Source organism: Streptomyces sp. MMS24-W38, assembly GCF_059889265.1.
On record NZ_JCBCPP010000001.1, the window covers coordinates 2,908,048 to 2,931,648 of the forward strand.

Annotated in this window: 21 protein-coding genes and 1 pseudogene; 4 read left to right on the forward strand and 18 right to left on the reverse strand. The window is 71.7% G+C overall.

Annotation, left to right across the window (positions count from 1 at the left end):
* Window positions 1-282: 282 nt before the first annotated feature.
* From AC6F7H_RS11960 to AC6F7H_RS11975, 4 genes are all read right to left on the reverse strand, one after another.
* Window positions 283-1,503, reverse strand: coding sequence for a cytochrome P450 (locus tag AC6F7H_RS11960; protein ID WP_500756956.1), 1,221 nt, complete (start codon window positions 1,501-1,503; stop codon window positions 283-285).
* Between the two features lie 100 nt (window positions 1,504-1,603).
* Window positions 1,604-2,542 (reverse strand): aminoglycoside phosphotransferase family protein, encoded by a 939-nt coding sequence (locus AC6F7H_RS11965; RefSeq protein ID WP_500756957.1) that lies wholly within the window; start codon window positions 2,540-2,542, stop codon window positions 1,604-1,606.
* The gene (locus AC6F7H_RS11970; protein ID WP_500756958.1) at window positions 2,539-2,727 is read right to left on the reverse strand and encodes a DUF397 domain-containing protein; all 189 of its coding nucleotides are present in this window, start codon (window positions 2,725-2,727) and stop codon (window positions 2,539-2,541) included. Before AC6F7H_RS11970 ends, AC6F7H_RS11965 begins: the two co-directional genes overlap by 4 nt.
* A complete protein-coding gene (locus AC6F7H_RS11975) occupies window positions 2,727-3,578 on the reverse strand; it encodes a helix-turn-helix domain-containing protein (RefSeq protein WP_500756959.1) in 852 nt (283 codons plus the stop codon). The genes AC6F7H_RS11970 and AC6F7H_RS11975 overlap by 1 nt, the downstream gene beginning before the upstream one ends.
* 227 nt (window positions 3,579-3,805) lie before the next feature.
* On the opposite strand from AC6F7H_RS11975, the gene AC6F7H_RS11980 reads away from it, so the two are divergent.
* Window positions 3,806-4,246, forward strand: a complete 441-nt coding sequence (locus tag AC6F7H_RS11980) for an ATP-binding protein (RefSeq protein ID WP_500756960.1) — start codon at window positions 3,806-3,808, stop codon at window positions 4,244-4,246.
* Here the strand turns inward: AC6F7H_RS11980 and AC6F7H_RS11985 are convergent.
* From AC6F7H_RS11985 to AC6F7H_RS12025, 9 genes are all read right to left on the reverse strand, one after another.
* Entirely contained in the window at window positions 4,216-4,896 is a 681-nt protein-coding gene (locus tag AC6F7H_RS11985) for a response regulator (protein WP_500756961.1), read from the reverse strand. The two genes, AC6F7H_RS11980 and AC6F7H_RS11985, sit on opposite strands and share 31 nt — an antisense overlap.
* Window positions 4,893-6,224 (reverse strand): sensor histidine kinase, encoded by a 1,332-nt coding sequence (locus AC6F7H_RS11990; protein WP_500756962.1) that lies wholly within the window; start codon window positions 6,222-6,224, stop codon window positions 4,893-4,895. Before AC6F7H_RS11990 ends, AC6F7H_RS11985 begins: the two co-directional genes overlap by 4 nt.
* A gap of 94 nt (window positions 6,225-6,318) precedes the next feature.
* Window positions 6,319-6,981, reverse strand: coding sequence for a response regulator (locus tag AC6F7H_RS11995; protein ID WP_500756963.1), 663 nt, complete (start codon window positions 6,979-6,981; stop codon window positions 6,319-6,321).
* Complete coding sequence (locus AC6F7H_RS12000) at window positions 6,978-8,315, reverse strand: sensor histidine kinase (RefSeq protein WP_500756964.1); 1,338 nt, start codon at window positions 8,313-8,315, stop codon at window positions 6,978-6,980. Before AC6F7H_RS12000 ends, AC6F7H_RS11995 begins: the two co-directional genes overlap by 4 nt.
* A gap of 22 nt (window positions 8,316-8,337) precedes the next feature.
* A complete protein-coding gene (locus AC6F7H_RS12005; RefSeq protein WP_500756966.1) occupies window positions 8,338-9,549 on the reverse strand; it encodes an acyltransferase family protein in 1,212 nt (403 codons plus the stop codon).
* Window positions 9,542-10,498: an alpha/beta hydrolase gene (locus AC6F7H_RS12010; RefSeq protein WP_500756968.1), complete on the reverse strand. Its 957-nt coding sequence runs from the start codon at window positions 10,496-10,498 to the stop codon at window positions 9,542-9,544. The genes AC6F7H_RS12005 and AC6F7H_RS12010 overlap by 8 nt, the downstream gene beginning before the upstream one ends.
* 175 nt (window positions 10,499-10,673) lie before the next feature.
* A complete protein-coding gene (locus AC6F7H_RS12015; RefSeq protein ID WP_500756969.1) occupies window positions 10,674-11,543 on the reverse strand; it encodes an alpha/beta hydrolase in 870 nt (289 codons plus the stop codon).
* A gap of 211 nt (window positions 11,544-11,754) precedes the next feature.
* Complete coding sequence (kynU, locus tag AC6F7H_RS12020) at window positions 11,755-12,969, reverse strand: kynureninase (protein WP_500756970.1); 1,215 nt, start codon at window positions 12,967-12,969, stop codon at window positions 11,755-11,757.
* A complete protein-coding gene (locus tag AC6F7H_RS12025; protein ID WP_500756972.1) occupies window positions 12,962-13,792 on the reverse strand; it encodes a tryptophan 2,3-dioxygenase family protein in 831 nt (276 codons plus the stop codon). Before AC6F7H_RS12025 ends, kynU begins: the two co-directional genes overlap by 8 nt.
* A gap of 170 nt (window positions 13,793-13,962) precedes the next feature.
* Here AC6F7H_RS12025 and AC6F7H_RS12030 point away from each other — a divergent pair, with 170 nt between their 5' ends.
* A complete protein-coding gene (locus AC6F7H_RS12030; RefSeq protein ID WP_500756973.1) occupies window positions 13,963-15,129 on the forward strand; it encodes a PP2C family protein-serine/threonine phosphatase in 1,167 nt (388 codons plus the stop codon).
* 17 nt (window positions 15,130-15,146) lie between these two features.
* On the opposite strand, the pseudogene AC6F7H_RS12035 reads toward AC6F7H_RS12030, so the two are convergent.
* From AC6F7H_RS12035 to AC6F7H_RS12045, 3 genes and pseudogenes are all read right to left on the reverse strand, one after another.
* Window positions 15,147-16,570, reverse strand: a pseudogene (locus AC6F7H_RS12035) (sugar porter family MFS transporter).
* Window positions 16,567-18,027 (reverse strand): glucose-6-phosphate dehydrogenase, encoded by a 1,461-nt coding sequence (locus AC6F7H_RS12040; RefSeq protein WP_500756975.1) that lies wholly within the window; start codon window positions 18,025-18,027, stop codon window positions 16,567-16,569. Before AC6F7H_RS12040 ends, AC6F7H_RS12035 begins: the two are co-directional and overlap by 4 nt.
* The gene (locus AC6F7H_RS12045) at window positions 18,024-18,875 is read right to left on the reverse strand and encodes an SMP-30/gluconolactonase/LRE family protein (RefSeq protein ID WP_500756976.1); all 852 of its coding nucleotides are present in this window, start codon (window positions 18,873-18,875) and stop codon (window positions 18,024-18,026) included. The genes AC6F7H_RS12040 and AC6F7H_RS12045 overlap by 4 nt, the downstream gene beginning before the upstream one ends.
* 158 nt (window positions 18,876-19,033) lie before the next feature.
* Between AC6F7H_RS12045 and AC6F7H_RS12050 the strand changes: the two genes are divergently transcribed.
* Together AC6F7H_RS12050 and AC6F7H_RS12055 are read left to right on the forward strand one after the other, a co-directional pair.
* Window positions 19,034-20,236 (forward strand): FUSC family protein, encoded by a 1,203-nt coding sequence (locus tag AC6F7H_RS12050; protein WP_500756977.1) that lies wholly within the window; start codon window positions 19,034-19,036, stop codon window positions 20,234-20,236.
* Between the two features lie 234 nt (window positions 20,237-20,470).
* Window positions 20,471-20,893 (forward strand): DUF3151 domain-containing protein, encoded by a 423-nt coding sequence (locus tag AC6F7H_RS12055; protein WP_500756979.1) that lies wholly within the window; start codon window positions 20,471-20,473, stop codon window positions 20,891-20,893.
* 2 nt (window positions 20,894-20,895) lie between these two features.
* Here the strand turns inward: AC6F7H_RS12055 and AC6F7H_RS12060 are convergent, their stop codons facing one another.
* Together AC6F7H_RS12060 and fbaA are read right to left on the reverse strand one after the other, a co-directional pair.
* Window positions 20,896-22,428, reverse strand: a complete 1,533-nt coding sequence (locus AC6F7H_RS12060; protein WP_500756981.1) for an MFS transporter — start codon at window positions 22,426-22,428, stop codon at window positions 20,896-20,898.
* 103 nt (window positions 22,429-22,531) lie between these two features.
* Window positions 22,532-23,563 carry a class II fructose-bisphosphate aldolase gene (gene fbaA, locus AC6F7H_RS12065; RefSeq protein ID WP_109377167.1) on the reverse strand — a complete coding sequence of 344 codons (1,032 nt, stop codon included), beginning with the start codon at window positions 23,561-23,563 and terminating at the stop codon, window positions 22,532-22,534.
* Window positions 23,564-23,601 lie beyond the last annotated feature (38 nt).

Consider the following 23,601-nt stretch of genomic DNA (forward strand, 5'->3'; position numbering starts at 1 on the left):
CCGCGACCGCCCGGTGGGACGGCGGCCTCGATGGGGGCGCTGCCGGGACACTCACCCACGCCCCGGGGAGGACACACCGTCCCAAAACCGTGAGCACTTCGGCCATCACTGTCCTGATGCCGCTCGTTTGAGCGCTTGAGTGACACATGCCCGCCGACTGCTCACGGTTTTCGGCACGGCACCCGTCTCCGGGCCCGCAGCCCCGGGACCGCGGAGGTCCCCTTCACGGAACGGGTCCGGTACCCCGTCCGCTCAGGGGTGACGCGGTTCGGGGCGGCGGGCTCAGACCTCGACCGCCAGCCCCTCCAGTCCTCGGATCACGAAGTTCGGCTTGCGCTTCGGCTCCTCCGCCAGGGCGAGGGTCGGGGCCCGCTCCAACAAGGCCGTCATGGACGCCGCGAGTTCGATACGGGCCAGGGGCGCGCCGATGCAGTAGTGGATGCCGGCGCTGAAGGAGATGTGCGGGTTGTCCGCGCGGGTGAGGTCCAGGCGGGCTGGGTCGGCGAACACGGCCGGGTCGTGGTTGGCGGAGCCGAAGAGCATGGCGATCTCCGCACCCCTGGGGATCACCGTGCCGTCGATCTCGATGTCGTCCAGGACCCAGCGCTCGAAGAGCTGGAGCGGGGTGTCGTAGCGCATCAGCTCCTCCACTGCCGTGGGGACCAGGGAGTGGTCCGCGCGGAGGGCGGCCAGCTGGTCGGGGTGCTGGAACAGTGCCCACCAGCCGTTGACCGTGGAGTTCACCGTCGCCTCGTGGCCCGCGTTCAGCAGCAGCACGCAGGTGGAGATCATCTCCTGCTCGGTGAGCCGGTCGTCGTCCTCGTCGTGGGCCGCGATCAGCCCCGAGATCAGGTCGTCGCCGGGCTTCGCGCGCCGCTCGGCGATCAGCTCCCGCAGATAGTCCGAGAACTCGACCGACGCCCTGACGGCCTTCTCCGCCGACTCCCCCGACGGGTTCAGCTCGTACATCCCGCAGATGTCCGCCGACCAGGGGCGCAACGGAGCCCGGTCGGACTCCGGGATGCCCAGCATCTCGGCGATCACCGCGACCGGCAGCGGTTCGGCGACGTCCCGCAGCAGGTCACCGCCGCCGGCGTCGACCAGCGCGGCCACCAGGTCCGTCGCCAGCCCTTCGACGTACGGCTTCAGCCGCTCCACCGTGCGCGGGGTGAACGCCTTCGACACCAGGCGCCGGATCCGGGTGTGGTCCGGTGGCTCCAGGTCGAGCATGCCGTGGTCGTTGAGGGTGTGGAACGGCTCCTGCTCCGGCGGCGGGGCCGTCCGGCCGAACTCCTCGTGGGTGAAGCGGTGCTGGTACGTCCGCCCCAGCCGCCGGTCGCGCAGCAGCGCCGAGACGTCCGCGTGGTGCGGCACCAGCCACTGGTTCGTCGGCTCGAACCAGTGCACCCGCCCCCGTTCCCGCAGCTCGGCATAGCCGGCATACGGATCGGCGACGAACGCCGGGTCCCAGGGGTCGAACACGAGGTCGGATTCAGCCATCATGCCCGGACCATAGAACGCCGACCGTCCCCGTGCCCAGAGCCCTCATGGAAAGCGGCTTCCCCTGAGTGCGGTACGGGGCCCGCCCCAGTCGGCGGGCGGATCAGCCGCCGGCCAGGGTCATGAGGAACCGGGTTTCCGCGTCGTCCCGTCCCGCGCACACTCCGGGGACCGCGACGAGGGTGGACAGGGCCCCGCACCAACCCAGCACGCGCTCAGGAGACATGCCGGGAACCAGCGCCGCCAGCTCCTCGATCCTCCGCTCCAGCACGGCTGGATCCACAGCCCCGTCGAGCACCCAGTCCACGGCGTCGAAGTCCGGGTCGCCCCACGCCGGCCTCGGGTCGATCGCCACCATGCGGGCACCCGGACCGGACAGCACGTTGGCCGGATGGAGATCACCGTGCACGAGTGCCACGGGTCCGCCGGCGGCAAGTTCCAGAGCCCTCGCTCGGGCCCGCCCCAGCACCGCAGAGACATCAAGGCCGTTCACGCGGGTCGCCGTCAGCCTGCGGTCGACCAAGTCGAACAGGAAGCCGATCCGGTGCGAGAGAGGCCGCACCACCGAGCACTCCCCCGGTCCAGGGGGCGAGACCCGCAGGTCTCGCAGCAGGGCCGCGACCTCGGACAGATTCCAAGCCTGCTGCCGCACGGGCACTCCCGGCTCCACGTCCTCCAGCAACAGGGCCCCGGCGGCCGCGTCCTCTGCCAGCAGCGTGACGACCGACGGCGTCCCTGCCCAGGCCCGCAGCGCTTCGGCCTCCTCGCGGGCAAGCGCGGACTCCGGCGTGAGCTTCAGCCACACCGAGGTACCGGCACCACGTCTCACGCAGCGGAACACCCGCGAGGTGCCTCCGCCACCCGCCGCGACCGGCTCCAGATCCCAACGCGCAGCGAGTTCGCCGACGCGGTCGGGCAACTCGTCGCACCAAGCGAGCACTTCGGCCCCGAACCGAACAGCGAGCCGGTCCCGGACCTCTGGAGCGACGCGGGCCAACTCCCTCGACACATCCCCCGCAGGTGACTGACCTAGCGGGTTCACGCCCCTGGCCGAGGGTGTCGCTTCACGGACTCGATGAAGGCGGTGAAGGAGTCGGCGGGGACGAAGAGGGTGGCGCGGGCGGGGGCCTTGGAGTCGCGTATGGCTATGCGGGGGTGCACCTCCGCGATCTCGACACAGGTGTTGCCTTCGCCGCCGCCGGAGTAGGTGGACTTCCGCCAGTTCATCAAAGCTCCTTCGTCAAGCGGTGAACGAAGTCCCGTGACTCCGAGGGGTTCAGCGACGACTTCTTCACCGTGCAGAAAAGCGTTCGGAGCCGATCCAAGTGGGCTGCCGCATCGATGAACAGGGTGCCCGTGGGTGAGTCGAGGAGCCCCGTGTCCAACTTGGGCACCGGCCCACCCAGATACATCATCGATGCGTCAGCACCAGCGAAGCCGTCCCGGTCGACCGGGATGATCCGCACGGTGGCGTGGCCCTCTTCGATCTCATCCAGGATGAGCCGAAGCTGAGACACGGCCGTCTGGCGGTCGGCCACACGAATACGCAGGGCGAACTCGTGAATCACCGTCTCGTACGGGGTTGGCCTGTCACCCTCGATCGCCTTGCGCCGTCTCATCCTGTGCTCCACGCGCGGCACCAGTTCACTCTCGGGCAGATCAGGGCGCATGTACCTGAAGACCGCCCGAGCGTAGTCCGGGGTCTGGAGAAGCCCGGGAACGTGCGTGATCACAACCTCCCGCAGGAAGGTCGCGTGATGTTCCGCCTCGGCCACATCCATGTTCACCTGTGGCAGGACTCCTCGGTAGTCGTCCCACCAGCCGTGTGACCGCTCACTGGCCAAGGACGCCAGAGCGTCGATGAACGCCTCGTCCCCGCAGCCGTAATGAGCTGCCAGCCGACGAACGCGCTCCGCGCTGACGCCTGAGATGCCCAACTCCACCTGACTCATCTGCGCCGAAGTCGAGTTCAGGAACGCCGCCACCTCGCGCGCCTTCATGCCCGTCGCCTCGCGCAGCTTGCGCAACTCAGTCCCCAGCCGCACCTGCCGAGCGGTGGGATTACTCCTCGGCGCCATACGTTCTCCGTCCCCAACGCCTCTGCGTACGTGCCACGTTCGAGTGCCAAATTATGGCAACAGCTTGCGAGAGGAGAAATTACTCCTCTACCGTCAGTGACGCGACGCACACGCTGCGAAACACCGGGGCACCGGAAGCGCACCGCTCCGTCCTGTCATGACGGCTGTGGCAATGACACCGCCCGGTGGCTGCGACGCCCCCTCCCCTCACCGAACGGAGTCGACGCATGCCCGAAGACGAGCCCTGGGAGTACTCCCTGTACATCCCGAACGACCCGCGCGCCGTCACCATCAGTCGCCGCACCCTCCGCCTCATCCTCACGATGCACGGCCTGATCCGCCTGGTCGGCGTCGCCGAACTGCTGGCGACGGAGCTGATCACCAACGCGGTGTTGCACACCAAGGGGCCCGCCTCGCTGCGGGTGCGGTGGTCGGCCGGCGTGCTGCGGATCGGCGCGTGGGACGCGGACCCCGAACCGCCGCTCGCTCCCGCCGGGTTGAGCGGCAGCGGCACCGACGAGGACGGCCGGGGGCTCGCCCTCGTCAGGGCCTGCTCCGACCTGTGGGGCTGGCATCCGCTCTCCCGGTTCGGCAACCGGGGCAAGTACGTGTGGTGCGAACTCTCCGGTCAGCCTGGTCAGCCCGGTGTCACCAGCCGGGCCTCGTAGGCGAAGACGGCTGCCTGGGTGCGGTCACGGAGGCCCAACTTCACCAGGACGCGGCTCACATGGGTTTTGATCGTGGACTCGGCGACCACCAGCCGTCCGGCGATCTCCGCGTTCGACAGGCCCTGCGCGATGAGCACCAGGACCTCCGTCTCGCGTTCGGTCAGGTCGCCGTAGGCCGCGTGCGCGGACGGCATCAGGCGCGGGGCCTCGGACAGTTTGGAGAACTCGGTGATCAGGCGTCTGGTCACCGTGGGGGCGAGCAGCGCCTCTCCGGACGCGACGATCCTTACCCCGTCGGCGAGTTGGCGGGCCGAGGCGTCCTTGAGGAGGAAGCCGGAGGCGCCCGCGCGCAGCGCCTGGTAGACGTACTCGTCGAGGTCGAAGGTGGTCAGCACCAGCACCTTCGCAGTGCTGTCGGCGGCGACGATCTCGCGGGTCGCCTCGATGCCGTTCAGCTCGGGCATGCGGATGTCCATCAGGACGACGTCGGGGGCGAGTTCGCGTACCCGGTCCACCGCCTCCCGGCCGTTGACGGCCTCGCCGACGACCTCGATGCCCGGCATCGCGTTCAGCAGGACCGAGAAGCCCTCGCGCACCATCATCTGGTCGTCCGCGATCAGGACGCGAATGGTGCGGTCGCCGTCGCTCATGCCTCTCCCTCGTTCACCGAGGCGACCGGCAGGAACACCGCGACCTCGTAGCCGCCGTCGTCGGTCGGGCCGGCCGTCATCTCGCCGTTCAGCATGGTGACCCGCTCGCGCATGCCGGTGACGCCGTGCCCGGCGCCGGGCGAGGGCTTCACCAGGTTCGGTGTGGGCACCGGACCGTTGACTATGCGCAGACCGAGGCCGCCGAGGACGTACCCGATCTCGACCCGGGCGCTCGCGCCCGGCGCGTGCCGCAGGCTGTTGCTCAGCGCCTCCTGCACGATCCTGTACGCCGACAGCTCCACGCCCTGCGGCAGCTCGCGCACCGCGCCGGTCACCACCTTCTCCACGTCCAGACCGGTGTCCCGCACGTTGGCGAGCAGGGCGTCCAGGTCGGCGAGGGTGGGCTGCGGGGCGTCGGGAGCCTCGTAGTCCTCGGCTCGGACCACGCCGAGGACCCGGCGCAGCTCGGTGAGTGCGGCCACCGCGTTCTCGCGGATGGTGGCGAAGGCGCGTTCCAGCTCCGGCGGCGGGTTCTCCACCCGGTAGGGCGCGGCCTCGGCCTGGATGGCGACCACCGACATGTGGTGGGCGACCACGTCGTGCAGCTCGCGGGCGATGGTGGTGCGCTCCTCGAGCAGCGTGCGCCGGGAGCGTTCGTGCGCGGTGACCGTCTGCTGGGCGGTCACCTCCTCCTCGGCCGAACGCCGGATGTGCCACACGGCCACGCACAGCAGGATCAGCGCGGAGAAGACCAGCATGGGACCGGTGTTGCCCCCGTAGTGGTACGGATCAAGGGGACCGGCCAGCGTGCCGTACAGCGCCGTGAGCGCCCACATCCAGGCGGCCGTGCGGGGCCCGGTGCGCAGCGCGACGACGGTCAGCACCGTGAGGTGGCAGACGAAGGAGCCGGCCGACCACGGCCAGTCGCCCCAGGTGTTGCCGAACAGGGCGGAGACGACGGCGGCCCCCATGGACAGCCAGAACGCGCCGACCGGCCGGACGAGGGTCATCAGGACCGGGATCCCGGCGAGCGGACCGAGGATCACCCCGAAGGAGCCGTCGGAGACGCCGAACGCGAGCAGGGCGATCGCGACGACCAGGGCGTGCGGTGCCCAGCCCGCGTACTCCCGCAGACGGCGGGGCAGCAGCCGTACCAGGCGGCCGTGCGTCTCGCGGCGCGGGAGGGGGCGGTAGGCGAACGCGTCGTGGATCAGGTCCTGGCGCAGCCCACGCAGGACGTTCCGGGCCAGCCGGTACTCCGGGCTGCGTGTCTTGGCCTCGTCCCCGGGCGGCGGGGCCGCGAAGTGGGTGTGGGTGGTCTCGGTCACGGTGCCACGTTAGGCCGGTCGGGGGATCGTCGTCGTCCCCGGTGAGAGGGGTTCCGGGGCATCCGTCTCAGGTACTACGAGGCGGCACCGCACCTCAGTGTCCCGAGGGTCGGACCAGCCCCGACTCGTACGCGAACACCGCCGCCTGGGTGCGGTCGCGCAGGCCCAGTTTCACCAGGATGCGGCCGACGTGCGTCTTCACGGTCTGCTCGGCGACCACCAGCCGCCGTGCGATCTCCGCGTTCGACAGGCCCTGCGCGATCAGCGACAGCACCTCCGTCTCGCGTTCGGTGAGATCGCCCACGCGGTCCCTGAGCGGGGGGCGGGGTCTGGCGTCCAGCCGGGAGAACTCGGCTATCAGGCGGCGGGTGATGCCGGGCGCGAGCAGGGCGTCTCCGGACGCCACCACCCTTACCGCCTCGGCGAGTTGGTCGGATGAGGCGTCCTTGAGGAGGAAGCCGGAGGCGCCGGCCCGCAGTGCCTCGTACACGTACTCGTCGAGGTCGAAGGTGGTCAGCACCAGCACACGGATGTGCGGTGTGGCCGTGGTGATGCGGCGGGTGGCCTCGATGCCGCCGAGTTCGGGCATGCGGATGTCCATCAGGACGACGTCCGGGGTGAGTTCGGCGACCTGTGCGACCGCGTCCAGCCCGTCCACCGCCTGGCCGATCACCTCGATGTCGGGCTGGGTGTTCAGCAGCACGGTGAAACCCTGCCGGACCATCTGCTGGTCGTCGGCGACCAGTACGCGGATCATGCGGGGCCGTCCTGTGGAGGGGTGTCGGAAGCGTGCGGGGCGGAGAGCGGGAGGTGGGCCTCGACCTTGTAGCCGTGGCCGGTCCAGGGGCCGGCCGTGAGGGTACCGCCGAGCATCGCGGCCCGTTCCCGCATGCCGAGCAGCCCGTGCCCGGCACCGGAGGACAGTGGTGCCTCACGGGTGGGGCGGCTGTTGACGACCTCGACCCGCAGCCCGCCCCGGTCGTAGGCGAGGCGGACCTGGGCGGTGGCGCCGGGGGCGTGGCGCAGGACGTTGCTCAGCGCCTCCTGCACGATCCGGTACGCCGACAGCTCCACACCGGGCGGCAGCGGCCGTCGCTCCCCGGTGATCTCCGTGGTCACGGCCAGTCCGGCGGCCCTGGTGTTCTCCACCAACGCGTGGAGCCGGTCCAGTGTGGGCTGCGGGGCGTTCGGGGCGGTGCCGGAACCGTCCTCGTGCGCAAGGGAGTCGGGGTGTTCGGAGCGCAGTACCCCCAGGACACGGCGTAGTTCGGTCAGCGCGTCGACGGCGTTCTGCCGGATGCCGGCCAGGTTCTCCTTCAGCTCCTCGGACGGGTTCTCCACCAGGTGCGGGGCGACCTGGGCCTGGATGGAGATGACCGACATGTGGTGGGCGACGACGTCGTGCAACTCGCGTGCGATACGGCTGCGTTCCTCCAACAGGGTGCGCCGGGCCCGTTCCTCGGCGGTGAGGGTGGTCTGCTGCCGCAATTCCGCGCGGGCCTCGCGGCGGCCGCGCAGGGCGATGCCGAGCAGAACGGCGGTGGCGAACAGGATGACGGCGACCATGCCGATGGACTCGTAGTCCGGCCCTCCCCACACCCCCTGGAGGAGGTAGGTGACCAGCGCGGTCAGGGCCAGTGTCTCGACCGCGACCCGGGTGGGTACGCGCAGTGCGACCAGCAGCAGGACGAGCAGGTGGGAGATGACGCCGGAGACGGTCCAGGGCCACTGGGACCCGGCCGCCGGGCCGTACAGCTGGTGATGGACCACGATCGCACCCAGTACCGTGGCCGCCAGCGACATCCACCAGGCGGTGACCGGCCTGCGCAGCGCGAGAACCACGGCGCCGCTCTGCCCGATCGTGACCGGGATGGCGTATCCGGCTACGACAGCGGCGTGATCCTGAAGTTGGGCCAGGCCCCCGAAGAACGTCCCCAACGCGGCCAGGCACAGCATCCCGTGCGGCAGCCAGCGCAGCCAGACGGACGGGGGCAGCGGGTCGACGCGGGCAGTGCCGAGGTCGTCCCGCAGCCCGCCCCAGGCGCGCCGTACCCGGCCGACCACCACTCGCACGACCCCCGATTCCATCATCCGCGCCAGCCTAGATCCTGTCCTATACATGTCGTACTCCCCGACGAGTGTCCTGGTCCGCCATCGTCCGGTGGGCGCGCACCACCCGGGTCCGTCCGCGACGCCCGTCGCCCCGCTCCCAGGACTGGAACGCGACCCAGCAGACCGCGAGGGCTCCGGCGAACACCGGCAGCCAGGCAAGCCGGGCCGCGACCCAGCCGAGGTCGTCGGGGACGGTGTGCAGGCCGGGCAGGCGGCCGGCGAGCAGACCGGTGGCGGTGGTCGCCATCAGGGCCGTCTGGTGCCAGAGGAAGACCGTCATCGCGGAGAGGTTGACCAGCGCCACCGCCGCCCATGCGACCGGACGCCGCATCGCGTCCCGCAGCCGCTCCCGCAGCAGCAGCGCCAGTCCGCACTGGGCCAGGCCGAAGGTGACGGCGGCCAGCGTCGGCGGGTTGAGGTTGGACACCTCGGCCCCCGGGACGCCGACCATCGACGCCGGGTAGCCGGCCCAGGCGACGAGCGCGGCCGTGGCCGCCGTACCGCCGACGAGCAGGAGCAGGCCGGAGCGGCGGCGTTCCAGCTCGCCCCGGGTCCAGGCGGCGCCCAGGGTGTAGGGGACCAGCCAGCCGGCCGCGAGGTTGATCCAGCCGAGCCAGTCGGGGCCGTCGAGACCGAAGCGCAGCAGGTCCACGTGCAGGACGACGGCGAGCGGCCACAGCGGGTGGAGCCGGGCCAGCAGCGGGGTCGCGGCGGTGAGCGCGGCGAAGACCAGCAGGAACCAGAGCGGGGACAGGGCGAGTTTCACCAGCGTGCGGACGGTCGCGTACTCGGTTCCGGAGAGCAGGAGCGCGACCGCGGCGGCCGTCCACAGGCTGAGGACGGCGGCGACCGGCTTGAACAGCCGGGCCAGACGGGCCCGCAGCCAGCGGTGGTACGGGACGCCGCGGGCGCGGGCCAAGGCGTGGCTGCGCGTGGCGACATGTCCGCCGACCAGGAAGAACACGGCGAGCGTCTGGAACATCCAGGAGAGGGGCGCCAGCCACGGCACGTGCTGGAGGGGGCTGGCCGTGCGCAGGGTGCCGCTGTCCGCGACGAGGGCGGTGACCAGCCAGTGGCCGAGGACGACACCGAGAACGGCGAGGGCACGCAGGGCGTCCACGGCGCGGTCGCGGTGGGCGGGGGTGGAGGCGTCGACGCGGGCGGCGGCCTGCCGTATGACGTCGCGTACGGCGTCGGGGCTCAGGTCAGTCATGGGTCACCGCCGTGGTCCGGCCGAGGACGATCCGGGTCAGGTTGGTCAGGGAGGGGGAGCCGGGGGCGAAGTAGTCGCTGTGGCCGCCGTCGCCAGCCGTGAAGACCCGGGCGCCGAACTCCGGCGCGACGGGATCGGTGCCGAAGCCGACGGTGGTGCCGAACAGATCGGCGCTGAGGTGCGGGACGTTCGCCACCCAGTCGTCGGCACCCCTAGCCGCCCAGATCCGGGCCCGGGTGCGCAGTGCGGCGGCGGTGGCGGCGCCGGTACCCGGGCTGCCGACGACCGCGATGTCGCCGACGTCCAGGTCGGCGGCGGCACGGGCGCACACGACCGAGCCGTAGGAGTGGCAGATCAGGGAGAGGTGGGCGCGCGGACCGGAGACGGCGCGCAAGTCGTCGATAAGAGACCGCAGTTCGGGGGCGGCCCGGTCGGCCCGGTCGGTGGTGGCGACGGCGACGCCGACCGTGCCGGGCGTCTCGTAGCCGAGCCAGGCGACGACCGCCGTCCGGACACCCACCGGGGCCTCCCGGGTGAGCCGCGCGTGCAGGGCCTCGGCGGCGGCGCGGAACCGGCCGTAGGTGTCGAGGCCGGTGTCGGAACCGGGGACCAGGACGGCGACGCGGTCGGCGTGCGCGAGGTCGCCGAGCACCTCGGTGACCCGTCCGGGGCCACGGCCGTCGAAGGCGAGCAACTGCCGGGCGGGACCCGCCAGGGCGCGGTCGGCCGCCGCGCGCCGCCGGTCGCCGTGGGCGGCGGCCATCCGCGCCGCCGCCTCGGCGTTGGCACGGTTGGCGGCGTAGGCGGCGTCGAGGGTGGCCGCGGTCGGCGGGGCGAGCGCGGCGGGGGCCGGGGCGGGAACCCGGGGCCGGGCCGCACCGGCCACGGGCAGGGTCACGGCCGAGGCGATGAGAACGGCGAGTGCGGTACGGCGCCACCGGAACCCCATGGTTGTCTTCCCCCCTGTCCGCCCGGGTCGTCGGGCTTGTCAGGCAAGGAAGTTACGGATCGGCGCGGGTAACCCGCGTCCCACTGGGGGACTCACCCGGGACGTAGCTCTCAGGTATCACGGGTATGACGGTTCGACGGGGACGACGGGTGTGACCAGTCGCCCAGCGGCCGGTTCACCAGGCGAGTTGGGCGATCTCCTCCGCCACCACCGCGCAGGCGTCCGCCGCAGGGTCGATCAGCGGGAAGTGACCGGCGTCCGCCAGCAGCGTCAGCCCGACCACCTCGCCGGCCTTCGCCGCCGCTTCCGCGTACGACTCGGCGACCGCCTGCGGGACGTCGACGTCGTCCCGGCCCTGGACGAGGACCGTGGCGATACCGGTGGGCAGCAGCAGCACCGGGTCGGCGTACGGCTGGCGCTCCGCGAACCCCTCGTCACCGCCGAGGAGCTGGCGGGCAGCGCCGCCGCAGACGTCCAGCTTGTCGGCGACCGCGAGGTCGGCGATCGGGGCGAGCGCGACGACCCCGCGCAGCGGGGCGGGACGGTCGGTGCGCCAGGGGCTGTCGGCGGGCAGGACGTGCCGGGCGGCGGCCCACAGCGCCAGATGGCCGCCGGCCGAGTGGCCGGTGAGCACCATGCGGCGCGGGTCGGCCGTCGGCAGGTGCTGCCGGGCCAGCTCGGGCAGGGCGTCCAGCGCGGCGGCGACGTCGTCGAAGGTGTCGGGCCACCGGCCCGCGACCGGGTCACCGCCGCCGGACTCCCCCGCACCGCGCCGGTATTCGACACTGGCCACGGCGAAGCCCCGACCGGCCAGGAACGCGGCGAACGGGCTGACGTGACGACGGTCGTAGGGGGCGCGCCAGGCGCCGCCGTGCAGGACGACGACGACCGGCGCGGGTCCGCCCTCGCCGCGCGGCGCGTAGAAGTCGATCAGCTGGTCCGGGTGGTCGTCGTAGGCCGCGGTGGCGTCGGGCTCGACGGGCGGATGGGAGAAGGCCGACTCCTCCTCGGCGGCGGCCCGGGCGGCTGCGGAGTCGTCCGTCATGCTCCAACCTCTCAGCGATGAAACGTACTTGGCGGACGAGAGAAGACTTCGGCCGTTGGCCGGGACGGTATCAGCCCGACGACAGGCATGGACATGGGGATATCACGCTCGGTGAACACCCTGCGGAGTGGTTCGGCAGCACACCGTGCCGTACCGACCTCCGCCCCCCCACACCCGCACCGCGCCGGCACCGTCCCGGCCGGGCCGTCGCCTAGGTTCCGGGCTCCGCCAGGACGTCCGCCAGGACCCGCGCCGCCCGCTCCACGTCCGCGAAGCCGACGTACAGCGGGGTGAAGCCGAAGCGGAGCACGTCCGGTCGGCGGAAGTCGCCGACGACCCCGCGCTCGATCAGCCGCTTCATCACGTCACCGGCGTCCCGGCAGCGCAGGGCGATCTGGCTGCCCCGCTCCCGGTGCGCACGCGGGGTCACACACTCGACCCGGCCCTCGGGGACGTACGCCTCGACGCACTCCAGGAAGAAGTCCGTCAGCGCGAGGGACTTGGCTCGCACCGCCTCGACCGTGACGCCGTCCCAGACCTCCAGCGCCGCCTCCAGGGCGAGCATGGAGAGGATGTCCGGGGTGCCGACCCGCCCGCGCAGTACGCCCGGCGCCGGTTCGTGGTCCGGGCGCATCCCGAAGGGATCCGCGTGGGAGTTCCAGCCGGGCAGCGGGGAGTCGAAGAGGTGTTGCAGGCCCTCGCGCACGTACAGGAACGCCGGTGAACCGGGACCGCCGTTCAGGTACTTGTAGGTGCAGCCGACCGCCAGGTCCACGCCGTGCGCGTCCAGTCCGACCGGCAGCGCGCCCGCGCTGTGGCACAGGTCCCAGACGGCCAGTGCCCCCGCCATGTGCACGGCGGCCGTGAGCGAGGGGAGGTCGTGCAGTCGGCCGGTGCGGTAGTCGACGTGGTTGAGCAGTACGGCGGCGGTACGGGGGCCGAGCGCACCCGCCACCTCGGACGGCGGTACCGGGCGCAGGGTGCAGCCGGTCATCCGGGCCGCCGACTCGGCGATGTAGCCGTCCGTGGGGAACGTGGTCGCGTCGACCACGATCTCGTTCCGCCCCGGGTCCGTCAGCCGCGCCATCCGCACGGCGCCCACCAGCGCCTTGAACACGTTGACACTGGTCGAGTCGCCGACCACGATCTGCCCGGCCGCCGCGTCGACCAGCGGCGCGATGCGGTCGCCGATCCGCTCGGGCGCCGTCCACCAGCCTTCTTCCGTCCAGGACCGGATGCGCAGCTCGCCCCATTCCCGGCGGACCACGTCCTCGATCCGGCCGGGGACGGCGGCGGGCAGCGCGCCCAGCGAGTTGCCGTCGAGGTAGACGGTGTCGCCGCCCTCCTCCACAACGAACTCGGCCCGCTTGACCGCCAGTTCGTCGGCCGCGTCCAGTTTCTCCGCCTTCGTCACCAGTTCAGACATGGGATCGCGCCGTCCACAGCTCGGGGAACACGTTCTTCTGCGCCCGCTTCTCCAGCCAGGCCACGCCGGCGGAGCCTCCGGTGCCCGCCTTGGCGCCCATCGCGCGGCGGGTGGCGACCAGGTGGTCGTTGCGCCAGCGCCACACCAGCTCGGCGACATCGGTCAGCGCCTCGCCGAGGCGGGCCACCTCGTCCCGTTCGTCACCCGAGTAGACGGCCGCCCAGACCGACTCCACCTCCGGCGACGGCTCGTACCGCCGGGACACGTCGCGCCGCAGCACGTCCTCGGGGATCGCGTGCCCGCGCCGCGCGAGGAGGCGCAGCACCTCGTCGTACAGGCTCGGCTCGTGCAGCGCCTTCTCCAGCTCGGCGTGCGCACGGGGCGCGCCCCGGTGCGGGACCAGCATGGACGCGGACTTGTCGCCGAGCAGGAACTCCAGGCGCCGGTACATCGCCGACTGGAAGCCGGAGCCCTCGCCGAGCGCGCCGCGGTAGGCGTTGAACTGGGCGGGGGTGAGCTGTCCGAGTGGTTTCCAGGAGGCGTTCAGCGCCTCCAGCTCCCGCCCGGACCGCTTCAGCGCGTCGATCGCGGTCGGTACGTCGTCACCCCGCAGCGCGTTCGCCGCCGTCTCCCACTCGTGCACGATGACGGTGAACCACAGCTCCATCACCTGGGTCGTGACCAGGAAGACCATCTCTCCGGGATCGTCGGAGAGGGTGTGTTGGAGATGGGTGAGGACATCTGCCCTGACGTAGTCCTCGTAGGGGGTCGTGCCCTCGAAGTCGAGATGCGGGGTCTCCGGCTCAAAAGCCTCGTGGGACATCGCTGTCTCCTGAAATGTACTCCGGGTAGCGGTCCGCCCCTGCCGTTACCGACACGGGGGCCCCGGTCCCCACGGTGCATCCTGCTCATGGTCCCCCACGACCGCAAGGTCCGCCCGGTGGGAACCTCGCCGGGCCTGCCGGGGGTCCGATTCCCTGAGACGATCGGGTCATGGGCCGCGGAATGCGTATCGGTCGCAAGGAGCCGACGGACAGGGAGCTGCGGCTGCGGCGGCTACGGTGGCTGCCCGCCGCGATGATCATCATCGCGTTGGTCCTCGACGTCTTCACCCTGGGAGGCGTCAACGTGTTCCCCGTACTCGCGGCCGCCCCCGTAGTGGCCGCTCCGCTTCTTTCCCTGCGCGGGACGATAGCCACCGGCGTGGTGGCGAACCTCGTGGGGCTCGTCCTGGTGTTCCTGGAAAGGAAGCCGAGCACCGACGACCTCGTCCCGTTCATCAGCATCGTCCTTCTCACCGTCGTCGCAGCGCTCCTCAACGTGCTGCTGGCCCGCGACCGGGCGGAGTTGAGGACGAGCCGCGAGGTGGCGGCCGTGCTGCAGCGGGCGGTGCTCCCGGAGCTGCCCGACCGGGTGGGGCGGCTGGCCGTGGCCACCCGGTACGAGGTCGCCCACAAGGAGGCCGCCATCGGCGGTGACCTCTTCGCGATCCACGAGACGCCCCACGGCATCCGGATGCTCATCGCCGATGTGCGCGGCAAGGGGCTCGAGGCGATCCGTACGGTCAACGCTCTGCTCGGCTCGTTCCATGAGGCCAGCGACCACCGACCGGATCTGCCGAGCGTCGTCCGGCACCTGGAGGGCCGGATGCAGGCGGGCATCAGGCACGCGAGTGGAGCGGAAGCCGAGTCGTTCGCCACGGCCGTCATCGTGGAGCTTCCCCCCGACTACTCCGTGCTCCGCGTCGCCAATCGGGGCCACGAGGCACCCCTGCTGGTCCACGACGGCAAGGCGGTCCCGCTGGAACCGACCACACCGGCGCTGCCGCTGGGCCTCGGCGTTCTCGGCACCGACGACGAGGTCCCGGTCGACCTGTTCGACCTGCCCGTCGGGGCCACCCTGGTGCTGTACACCGACGGCATCAACGAAGCCCGCGACGCGGACGGTGTCTTCTTCGACCCCGTTCCGGTGCTGTCCCGGCATTTCCCGCCCGATCCGAACGCGGTGCTCGACGCCGTCCTCTCCGCCGTCTCCCGGCACACCGGGGGAAACCTGCAGGACGACGCCGCGCTCTTCGCCGTCACCCTGGACGACACCGTTTCCGGGGCGGACCGACAGCGGCCCGCCCCGGAAACGGGCCGTCCGGAGCACAGCGCGTAGCCGGCCCCGGCGTTCGTTCACGCCGTCGGGACGTGCCACCGCCGGCGCAGGTCCGCACCCACCTCCTCGGCGTGACGGCTACGCGTCTCGGGGACGAACCGGGCGACGAACCCCACGCCGAGGACGCAGATCGCGGCGAAGATCCAGAAGGTGGGCCCTTCCCCGACGGCCGAGATCAGGGGAAGGAACACCAGGCTCACCACGAAGTTGGAGAGCCAGTTGACGGTCGCACCGGCGCTGGATCCCTCGGCGCGCTGGGCAGGGGGGAAGAGTTCGCCGAGCAGCACCCAGAAGACCGGGCCCAGACCGACCCCGAACCCGATGATGTACAGCATCATGAAGATGAGCATGAGCACCGGGGCAGATCCAGGGCGAACGCGACACCCAGCAGCGCGATGGAGACCGCCATCGCCGCCAGGGAGAAGAGCAGCAGGGGGCGACGGCCGAGCCGGTCGACGAGGTTGAGCGAGACCACGGTGATGACGACGTTGATGACGCCGATGAAGACCGAGTAGAAGATCGCGTTCGAGGCGGACAGGCCGGCCTTTCCCATGATCGTCGGCGCGTAGTAGAGGATCGTGTTGATCCCGGAGAACTGCTGCAGGGCGGCGAGGATCACGCCGACCAGGAGCGCGGGGCGGACCGCCGGGGCGAGCAGCGCCCGCAGGTTCCCGGAGCCGCTTCCGGTCCCCTCACGGCGCTGCTCGCCCTCCCGGCCGGTGCGGCCGAAGCGTGCGACGACCAGGTCCGTGCCGCCCGGTTCGGTGACCTTGTCGAGTGTCCTTCGGGCCTGGTCCGTCCTGCCGTGGGTGAGCGACCACACCGGGGATTCGGGCAGCCACAGGCACGCCAGGACGAGGAGTGCGGACGGGATGCCACCGACCCAGAACATTCCGCGCCAGTTCTCGGACCCTGAGAAGGCCCAGTTCACGAGATAGGAGACGAGCAGACCGGTGCTGATGAGCAGCTGGTTGAGGCTGAGGACGCGGCCCCGGACCTGGGCCGGTGCCATCTCACCGAGGTAGGTAGGCACCGTGGCCGACACACCGCCGACGGCGAGGCCCATGACGATGCGGCCGAGCATCAGCATCCAGTAGCCGGTGGCCGCGGCGGCGAGGACGATGCCGACGAAGAACAGCACACCGAGGCCGGCCAGGAGCGGACGCCGTCCGTGGCGGTCCGCGATCCTCCCGCTGGCCAGCGCCCCGACGACCGCGCCGAGCAGCAGGACGCTCACCACCGAGCTCTGCTCGAAGGAGTTGAGGTCGAAGTCCTCCCGGACGAACAGCAGCGCACCGGAGATGATCCCGGTGTCGAAGCCGAACAGGAAGCTGCCGAGGGTGATGGACATCGCCCAGCGGCGGACGCTGTGCACCCCCTGCGGGGTGAGGTGGACGAACTGGCTCTCCTCTGCGGGGCGCGTGTTCAGCGCTTCGCTCATGGCGTCCTGTCCTCCCACGCCACCGGGCCGGCGCTCCCCGCCGGGTACTCCTCGAGCGGGACCCGGCCGTCGCGCCACGCGTCCAGCACCGGCTGGACGATGCGCCAGGACTCGACCGACATGTCGTCGCGCACCGACAGGGGCTTCTCGTCCTCCAGGACGCCCCGCAGCACCTCGCCGTACTCGAACAGCTCGCCGGGGCCGAAACGCGTGTCGAGCGTGACCGGGGAGATGGTGGACGGGTCGCCCGGCCCGTTGATGTTGAGGTCCATCCGGAGGTGACGCGGGCCCAGGCCGATGTGCAGCCTGTTGGCGCGGGCCTCGCCGGTGAGCCCGTCCGGGACGTGTTGGGGGGCCTTGAACCAGAACGTGACCTCCTGCCGGGGCGAGCCGATCGCCTTGCCCGAGCGGACGCGGAACGGCACACCGGCCCACCGCCAGGTGTCGACGGCGAACACCACCTCGGCCAGGGTCTCCGTCCCCCGGGCGGGGTCGATGCCCTCCTCGTCGACGTACGACGGGAGTGAACGGCCGTCGATCGTTCCGGCGGTGTAGCGGGCGCGGCGGCTGAACCGCTCGGGACGGTCGTCCCAGACCCGGGTCGCCCGGAGGATGTGCGCCTTGGAGTCCCGTACCTCGAGCTGTTCCAGCGTGCTCGGCGGGGGCATCGCCGCGATCGCCAGCACCTGGAGCAGATGGCTCTGGATCATGTCGCGCAGGGCGCCCGTCACGTCGTAGAAGCCGGCCCGGCCCTCGAGGCCGAGCGTCTCGTCGAACACGATGTCGACCGCCTCGACGTGCTCCGCGGAGAGCAGCGGTTCGACCACCCGGTTGGCGAACCGGACGCCGAGGATGTTCAGCACCGTCGACATGCCGAGGAAGTGGTCGACGCGGTGCACGTGGTCCTCGGGCACGAAGCCGTGCAGCAGCTCGTTCAGCGCGGTCGCACTGGCCGCGTCGGTGCCGAAGGGCTTCTCCAGCACCAGGCGCGTACCCTCCGGCACACCGATCCGGGCCAGCGCCCGGCAGGCATCGACCGTCACGGCCGCCGGCAGCGCGAAGTACAGCGTGAGACGGCCACGGCGGCACTCCAGCAGACGGCGCAGGTCACCGTCGTCGGTGGCGTCCGCGGCCACGTAGCGCGCGTCGCGGACGACGGTGTCGACGGCCGGCCCGCTCGCCTCACCGGCCGCGAACGCCTGCGCGACGACCGCTTGCCACGCCTCGTCGCCTTCCTCGCCCCGGTCGCTGCCGACGAGGAAGAGGTCGGTCAGCGAGGACTGGGCGACCAGGCCGCCCAGTCCCGGAAGGAGCAGCCTGGCCGTCAGGTCGCCGCGTGCGCCGAGGATGAGCAGGGTCTGCGTCTGCGTCTGTCCGGTTTCGGACTCGGTCTGTTTCCCGGCCTGCCCGGTCCGCTCACTCTTCGAGCCGCCGCGGGGGGCGTCGGCGCCGCTCATCCGGCGTACTCCCGGACGGGCACACCCCGGACACCGGGTGTGCAGGTGAACAACGCGCCCGCCTCCGGCTCGGCGCCGGGTTCCAGGTGCTCGCGGGAGGTCGTGATGAACAGCCGGTCGAGTTCCGGCCCCCCGAAGGTGCACGCCGTGACCTTGGTGACCGGGAGCGTCACGACCTCGTCGAGGGTGCCGTCCGGCGCGTACCGGCGCACCGAGCCGCCGCCGTACAGGGCGACCCACACGCCGCCCTCCGCGTCGACCGTCAGTCCGTCCGGACTGCCGCCCGGACCGCCCGGTGCGGCGGCGAACGGGCGCCGTCCGCTCAGCCCGTGCTCACGGTCGTAGTCGAAGACGTCGACGCGGTCCGTCGCGGTGTCGGCGTAGTAGGCGCGGCCGCCGTCGGGGCTCCACTCGAGACCGTTGGAGATCGTCACTCCGTCGAGGACGGTCGTCGTCGAGCCGTCGGGGTCCAGGCGGTGGACCGAGCCGGCTCCCTGCCGGTCGTCGTAGGCCATCGAGCCGCAGTAGAACCGCCCGTCGGGATCGCATCCGCCCTCGTTCATGCGGACACGCTCATCACTCCACAGGGATTCCAAGAGGGTCACCTTTCCGTCCGTGTCTTCGAGGGCGAACCCGCGGGTGACACCGATGACGGCGCCGCCTCGTCGTCTGGGCCGGACCGCGGCCACCACGGTGTCGACGTGCCGCCGCGTCACGGTCCCGTCCGCGGCGAGCGACAGCACGTCCCCCGCCAGCATGTCCAGCCACCGGAGGCCGCCCCACGCCTCGGACCAGACCGGTCCCTCACCGTGGTACGCGATCGATTCGGTCACCTGCTCGACCTTCACCGTCGCCTCCTCCCCTCCGGCGCGGACATGAGCACAGGCACCGGTACCGGCGTGGCTCGCCGGGGGCGGTCGGCGCCCGGCGGGCGGGGTGGCCTGCTGGCATGATGAGCCGGGTGAGCGCGCCGCGGTCCCGCAGAACAGCCCGCGGAGCCGGCGCGGTGGCACGTCGGGCGGTGTCGGGCCTCTCGGTCGGCGGCCGCCGGGTCGCCCTGGACGTGTGGCTGATCCTTCAGGCCACCGCCAGCGCCGCAGCGGCGTGGCTGGTGGCCCGCTACGTGTTCGACCACCCCGCCCCGTACTTCGCGCCCATCACGGCGATGGTCGCGCTGACCGCGAACCTCGGCGAACGCGGCCTGCACGCGATCCGGCTCCTCCAGGGCGTGCTCCTCGGCCTGCTGGTCGGCCAACTCGTGCTCGCCGTCCTGGGAAAGGGACCGGGCGCGATGGCACTCGCCGTCTTCGTCTCGCTCGCGACCGCCCGCGCCCTGCGGAGCGCACAGGTCGTCGTCGTCCAGGCCGCGGTGAGCTCCATCCTGGTGGTGGCGCTGGGCAACCAGGCGAACGGTGTCCAGCGCCTGGTGGACGCACTGACCGGCGCGGGCATCGCTCTCGTGTTCTCCCAACTCCTCTTCCCGGCCGAGCCCCTGGCGCTGCTGCGTCGCGCCGAGACAGCCGCGCTCGACGCGATCGCCGACGGCCTGACCACCCTGGCCGACTCCATCGACCAGGACGACGACGGGCTCGCCCGACAGGCGGTCGGGGAACTCCGCGAGGTGCTGGATCACCTTCTGGAGCTGCGCCGGGTCGGGCGGACCAACACGCGTGTCACGCGTCGTGTGCTGACCTGGCGGGCGAAGGTCGTGGTGCGCGAGAAGGAGAACGCGGAGCACCTCGATCTGCTGGGTGCCAGCTGCCTCATGCTCGCGCGCCTCGTCGCGTCGGCCGGCTCCGACACCCGTGGCCGGCTCCAGCAACCGGTGCGCGACCTGACGGCCGTCATCGCCTCGCTGGCCGACGGGCTCGACGACCGCGACACGCGCCAGCGCGCCGCGGACCGCTCGCTGGAACTCGCGACGAGGATCACCGCGGAGGCGGCCGGACCCGCCGACGCGGACCTCGCCTTCCTGGCCCACAGCCTCCGCACGGTCGCGACCGACGTCATCACGTTCGCGGGAGTCGACCTCGCCGACGCGCTCGAGGCGATCCGCACGGGCGCGCTGGACCGGCGCGTGCACCCCGCCAGGATGCCACCCGGCCGACTGCACCGCTGGGCCGATCGGTTCGTCGGACGGTCGAGACGGCTCTGGGGCAGGGCCCGCCGGCCGTCCTCGCGAAGCGGGGCCTCGAAAGGGCGGTCGTGAAGGCGGTCGTGCGGGCGGTCGTCGGGCCTTGAGGGCAGGCTGTGCCCCACTGTTCCTGGGCATGGCAACTCCGTCCGGGAGAGTGGCGCCCGTGGGGCGGTCACAGGCGGCAGGGCACGGTCTGCGGCCGGCGCGGGACCGCCATCGGTCCGATGGTCGCCCGCGTCCCGACCGCCCGCATCTTCACCGCACGGCCCCGGAAGGACGCCTTGCCGTAGATGGCAGACTGGCGGCATGACCACTCAGAAGAACCTGCTCGGCGGCCCCGACCCGACGCATCTGCCGGAGAACGAGGAGGCGTACCGCCTGCTCGCCGAGGACTCCCTGCCGCCGGCCGAGGTGGTGGCGAGGTTCCCCACGTTCTCGCTGGCCTGGGCCATGCTCGCCGACGACGCCTTCGAGGCGGGGCGAGTGGTGGAGTCGTACGCGTACGCCCGAACGGGTTACCACCGAGGGCTCGACGCGCTGCGCCGGTCCGGCTGGAAGGGCCACGGCCCCATCCCGTGGAGCCACCGCGCCAACCGCGGCTTCCTGCGCTGCCTCGCCGCCCTCGCCCGCGCCGCCGAGGCGATCGACGAGAAGGACGAGGCGGAGCGGTGCCGCCAGTTCCTCCAGGACAGCAGCGCCGAGGCGTACGAGGAGCTGAGGCGGGCTTAGGTTCAGGACTCCCGGGGCCCAGGTGGCGGTGGTGTTTCACGTGAAACACCACCTTTCCGCCCCGTCCCGGGCTCGGGCTCGATCTCGGTCTCGGGTTCCAGCGGGGGTACGGCCACGCTGCCGTGGGTGTGGCATTCCGGGCGCCGGCAGCCCGGCGCGGGACGCCGTACGGTCGCGAAGGCGAGGGCCGAGCCGACCACCAGGACCCCGGCGCACAGCACCATCGCCCGCCGGAACGCGTCGTTGAAGGCGTCCGGCTCCCGGTACGCCTCCGGCCCCATCCCGACCAGCAGCGGCAGCGCGGCCACCGCCACCAGGCCGGCCGCGCGGGCCGCCGCGTTGTTGATGCCGCTGGCCAGGCCCGCCCGCGCGGTGTCCACGGCGGCGAGGACGGTCGCGGTCAGCGGCGCCACCAGGGTGACCATGCCCAGGCCCAGCACCAGCAGCGCCGGCAGCACATCGGTGAGGTACGAGGCGCCCGGCCCCACCCGGGTCATCAGCAGCATCCCGGCGGCACACAGCAGCGGTCCGACGGTGAGCGGGATACGCGGCCCGATGCGCTCGCCGAGTTCACCGGAGCGGGCGGAGAGCAGCAACATCATCGCGGTCGTGGGCAGCAGGGCCGTACCGGCGGCGAGCGCGGACCAGCCGACGGCGACCTGGAGCTGGAGCGCGGCGAGGAAGAAGAAGCCGCCGAAGGCCGCGTACACGCACAGCGTGACGAGGTTGACCGCCGTGAACTGACGGGAGGCGAAGATGTCCAGCGGCACCATCGGGTGCTCGCGGTGTTTCTCGACGGCCACGAAGGCGACGGCGGCGGTCAGTCCGGCGACGGCGGCGACCGCGACCACGAGGGAGCCCCCACCGGCCTCGATCAGCGCGTACGTCACCAGGGCGAGGGCGAGCGCGCCGAGGACCGCGCCGAGCACGTCGAAACGGCCGGTGGCCTGCTGTCCGCTGTCCGACTCCGGTACGTGGCGTACGGCGATCGGGGCGCACACCACGGCCAGCGGCACGTTGATCAGGAACACCCAGCGCCAGCCCGGTCCGTCCACCAGCCAGCCGCCGAGGAACGGGCCGACCGCCGCGCCGATCCCGCCGAAGCCGGACCACAGGCCCACCGCCCGGCCCCGGTCGTCGGGGTGGAAGGACGCCTGGATCAGGGCGAGCGAGCCGGGCGTGAGCAGCGCGCCGCCGACGCCCTGCAGTGCGCGGGCGGCGATCAGCACACCGGTGTTCGGGGCGATACCGCACAGCAGGGAGGCCGTCGCGAACCACAGCACCCCGACGACGAACACCTTCCGGCGGCCGAACCGGTCACCCAGCGCACCACCCAGCAGGATCAGCCCGGCCAGCGTGACCAAGTACGCGTTGACCGTCCACTGCAGGGCGGCGAGGCTCGCGTCGAGGTCGCGGCCGATGCGCGGAAGGGCGACGTTGACGACGGTGGAGTCCAGCAGGGCCATGCTGGAACCGAGCACCGTGGTCAGCAGGATCCACTTGCCCTGCGGGGAGGCCAGCCGGACATCGGGCATGCAGGGAGCATACGGAAACGGGTCGGGCCCGGCACCATGTGTGCCGGGCCCGACGAACGCGTACGAGCGACGTGCGAACGCGTACGTACGGCGTACGCGCGACCTACTTGATCCGGGTGCCCGTGGAGCGCAGGTTCTGGCAGGCCTCGACGATGCGGGCGGACATCGACGCCTCGGCCAGCTTGCCCCAGGTACGCGGGTCGTAGGTCTTCTTGGAGCCGACCTCGCCGTCGACCTTCAGGACACCGTCGTAGTTCTTGAACATGTGGTCGGCGACCGGACGCGTGAAGGCGTACTGCGTGTCCGTGTCGATGTTCATCTTGACCACGCCGTTCTCCAGGGCGGTCAGGATCTCCTGCTCACTGGAGCCCGAGCCGCCGTGGAAGACGAAGTCGAACGGCTGCGAGCCGGCCGGCTTGCCGTACTTGGCGGCGGTGCCCTCGTTGAGCTCCTTCAGCAGCTCGGGACGGAGGACCACGTTGCCCGGCTTGTACACACCGTGCACGTTACCGAAGGACGCGGCCAGCAGGTAGCGGCCCTTCTCACCGAGGCCGAGCGCCTCCGCCGTACGGATCGCGTCCTCGACCGTGGTGTAGAGGGAGTCGTTGATCTCGTGCGAGACACCGTCCTCCTCGCCGCCGGTCGGGGTGATCTCGACCTCGAGGATGATCTTCGCGGCGCGGGCGCGCTCCAGCAGCTCCTGGGCGATGCTCAGGTTGTCGGCGAGCGTCTCGGCGGAGCCGTCCCACATGTGGGACTGGAACAGCGGGTTGCGGCCGGCCTTGACCCGCTCCTCCGAGACGGCGAGCAGCGGACGGACGTACCCGTCGAGCTTGTCCTTCGGGCAGTGGTCCGTGTGCAGGGCGATGTTGACGTCGTACTTCTCGGCGACGATGTGCGCGAACTCGGCCAGGGCGACCGCGCCGGTCACCATCTCCTTCTTGTGCTGGCCGCCCAGGAACTCGGCGCCGCCCGTGGAGATCTGGACGATGCCGTCGCTCTCCGCCTCGGCGAAGCCGCGCAGTGCCGCGTGCAGGGTCTGGGACGAGGTGACGTTGATGGCCGGGTAGGCGAACTTTCCTGCCTTCGCCCGGTCCAGCATCTCGTTGTAGACCTCGGGAGTTGCGATGGGCATCTGTCCGCTCCTTATGCGTGCGGTGTGGCGTACTGGGT

Coding starts and splice junctions, on each gene's coding strand:
- AC6F7H_RS11960 (WP_500756956.1), bottom strand. CDS start 1,503: ATGATGGCTGAATCCGACCTCGTGTTCGACCCCTGGGACCCGGCGTTC.
- AC6F7H_RS11970 (WP_500756958.1), bottom strand. CDS start 2,727: ATGAACTGGCGGAAGTCCACCTACTCCGGCGGCGGCGAAGGCAACACC.
- AC6F7H_RS11975 (WP_500756959.1), bottom strand. CDS start 3,578: ATGGCGCCGAGGAGTAATCCCACCGCTCGGCAGGTGCGGCTGGGGACT.
- AC6F7H_RS11980 (WP_500756960.1), top strand. CDS start 3,806: ATGCCCGAAGACGAGCCCTGGGAGTACTCCCTGTACATCCCGAACGAC.
- AC6F7H_RS11985 (WP_500756961.1), bottom strand. CDS start 4,896: ATGAGCGACGGCGACCGCACCATTCGCGTCCTGATCGCGGACGACCAG.
- AC6F7H_RS11995 (WP_500756963.1), bottom strand. CDS start 6,981: ATGATCCGCGTACTGGTCGCCGACGACCAGCAGATGGTCCGGCAGGGT.
- AC6F7H_RS12000 (WP_500756964.1), bottom strand. CDS start 8,315: ATGATGGAATCGGGGGTCGTGCGAGTGGTGGTCGGCCGGGTACGGCGC.
- AC6F7H_RS12005 (WP_500756966.1), bottom strand. CDS start 9,549: ATGACTGACCTGAGCCCCGACGCCGTACGCGACGTCATACGGCAGGCC.
- AC6F7H_RS12010 (WP_500756968.1), bottom strand. CDS start 10,498: ATGGGGTTCCGGTGGCGCCGTACCGCACTCGCCGTTCTCATCGCCTCG.
- AC6F7H_RS12015 (WP_500756969.1), bottom strand. CDS start 11,543: ATGACGGACGACTCCGCAGCCGCCCGGGCCGCCGCCGAGGAGGAGTCG.
- kynU (WP_500756970.1), bottom strand. CDS start 12,969: ATGTCTGAACTGGTGACGAAGGCGGAGAAACTGGACGCGGCCGACGAA.
- AC6F7H_RS12025 (WP_500756972.1), bottom strand. CDS start 13,792: ATGTCCCACGAGGCTTTTGAGCCGGAGACCCCGCATCTCGACTTCGAG.
- AC6F7H_RS12030 (WP_500756973.1), top strand. CDS start 13,963: ATGGGCCGCGGAATGCGTATCGGTCGCAAGGAGCCGACGGACAGGGAG.
- AC6F7H_RS12040 (WP_500756975.1), bottom strand. CDS start 18,027: ATGAGCGGCGCCGACGCCCCCCGCGGCGGCTCGAAGAGTGAGCGGACC.
- AC6F7H_RS12055 (WP_500756979.1), top strand. CDS start 20,471: ATGACCACTCAGAAGAACCTGCTCGGCGGCCCCGACCCGACGCATCTG.
- AC6F7H_RS12060 (WP_500756981.1), bottom strand. CDS start 22,428: ATGCCCGATGTCCGGCTGGCCTCCCCGCAGGGCAAGTGGATCCTGCTG.
- fbaA (WP_109377167.1), bottom strand. CDS start 23,563: ATGCCCATCGCAACTCCCGAGGTCTACAACGAGATGCTGGACCGGGCG.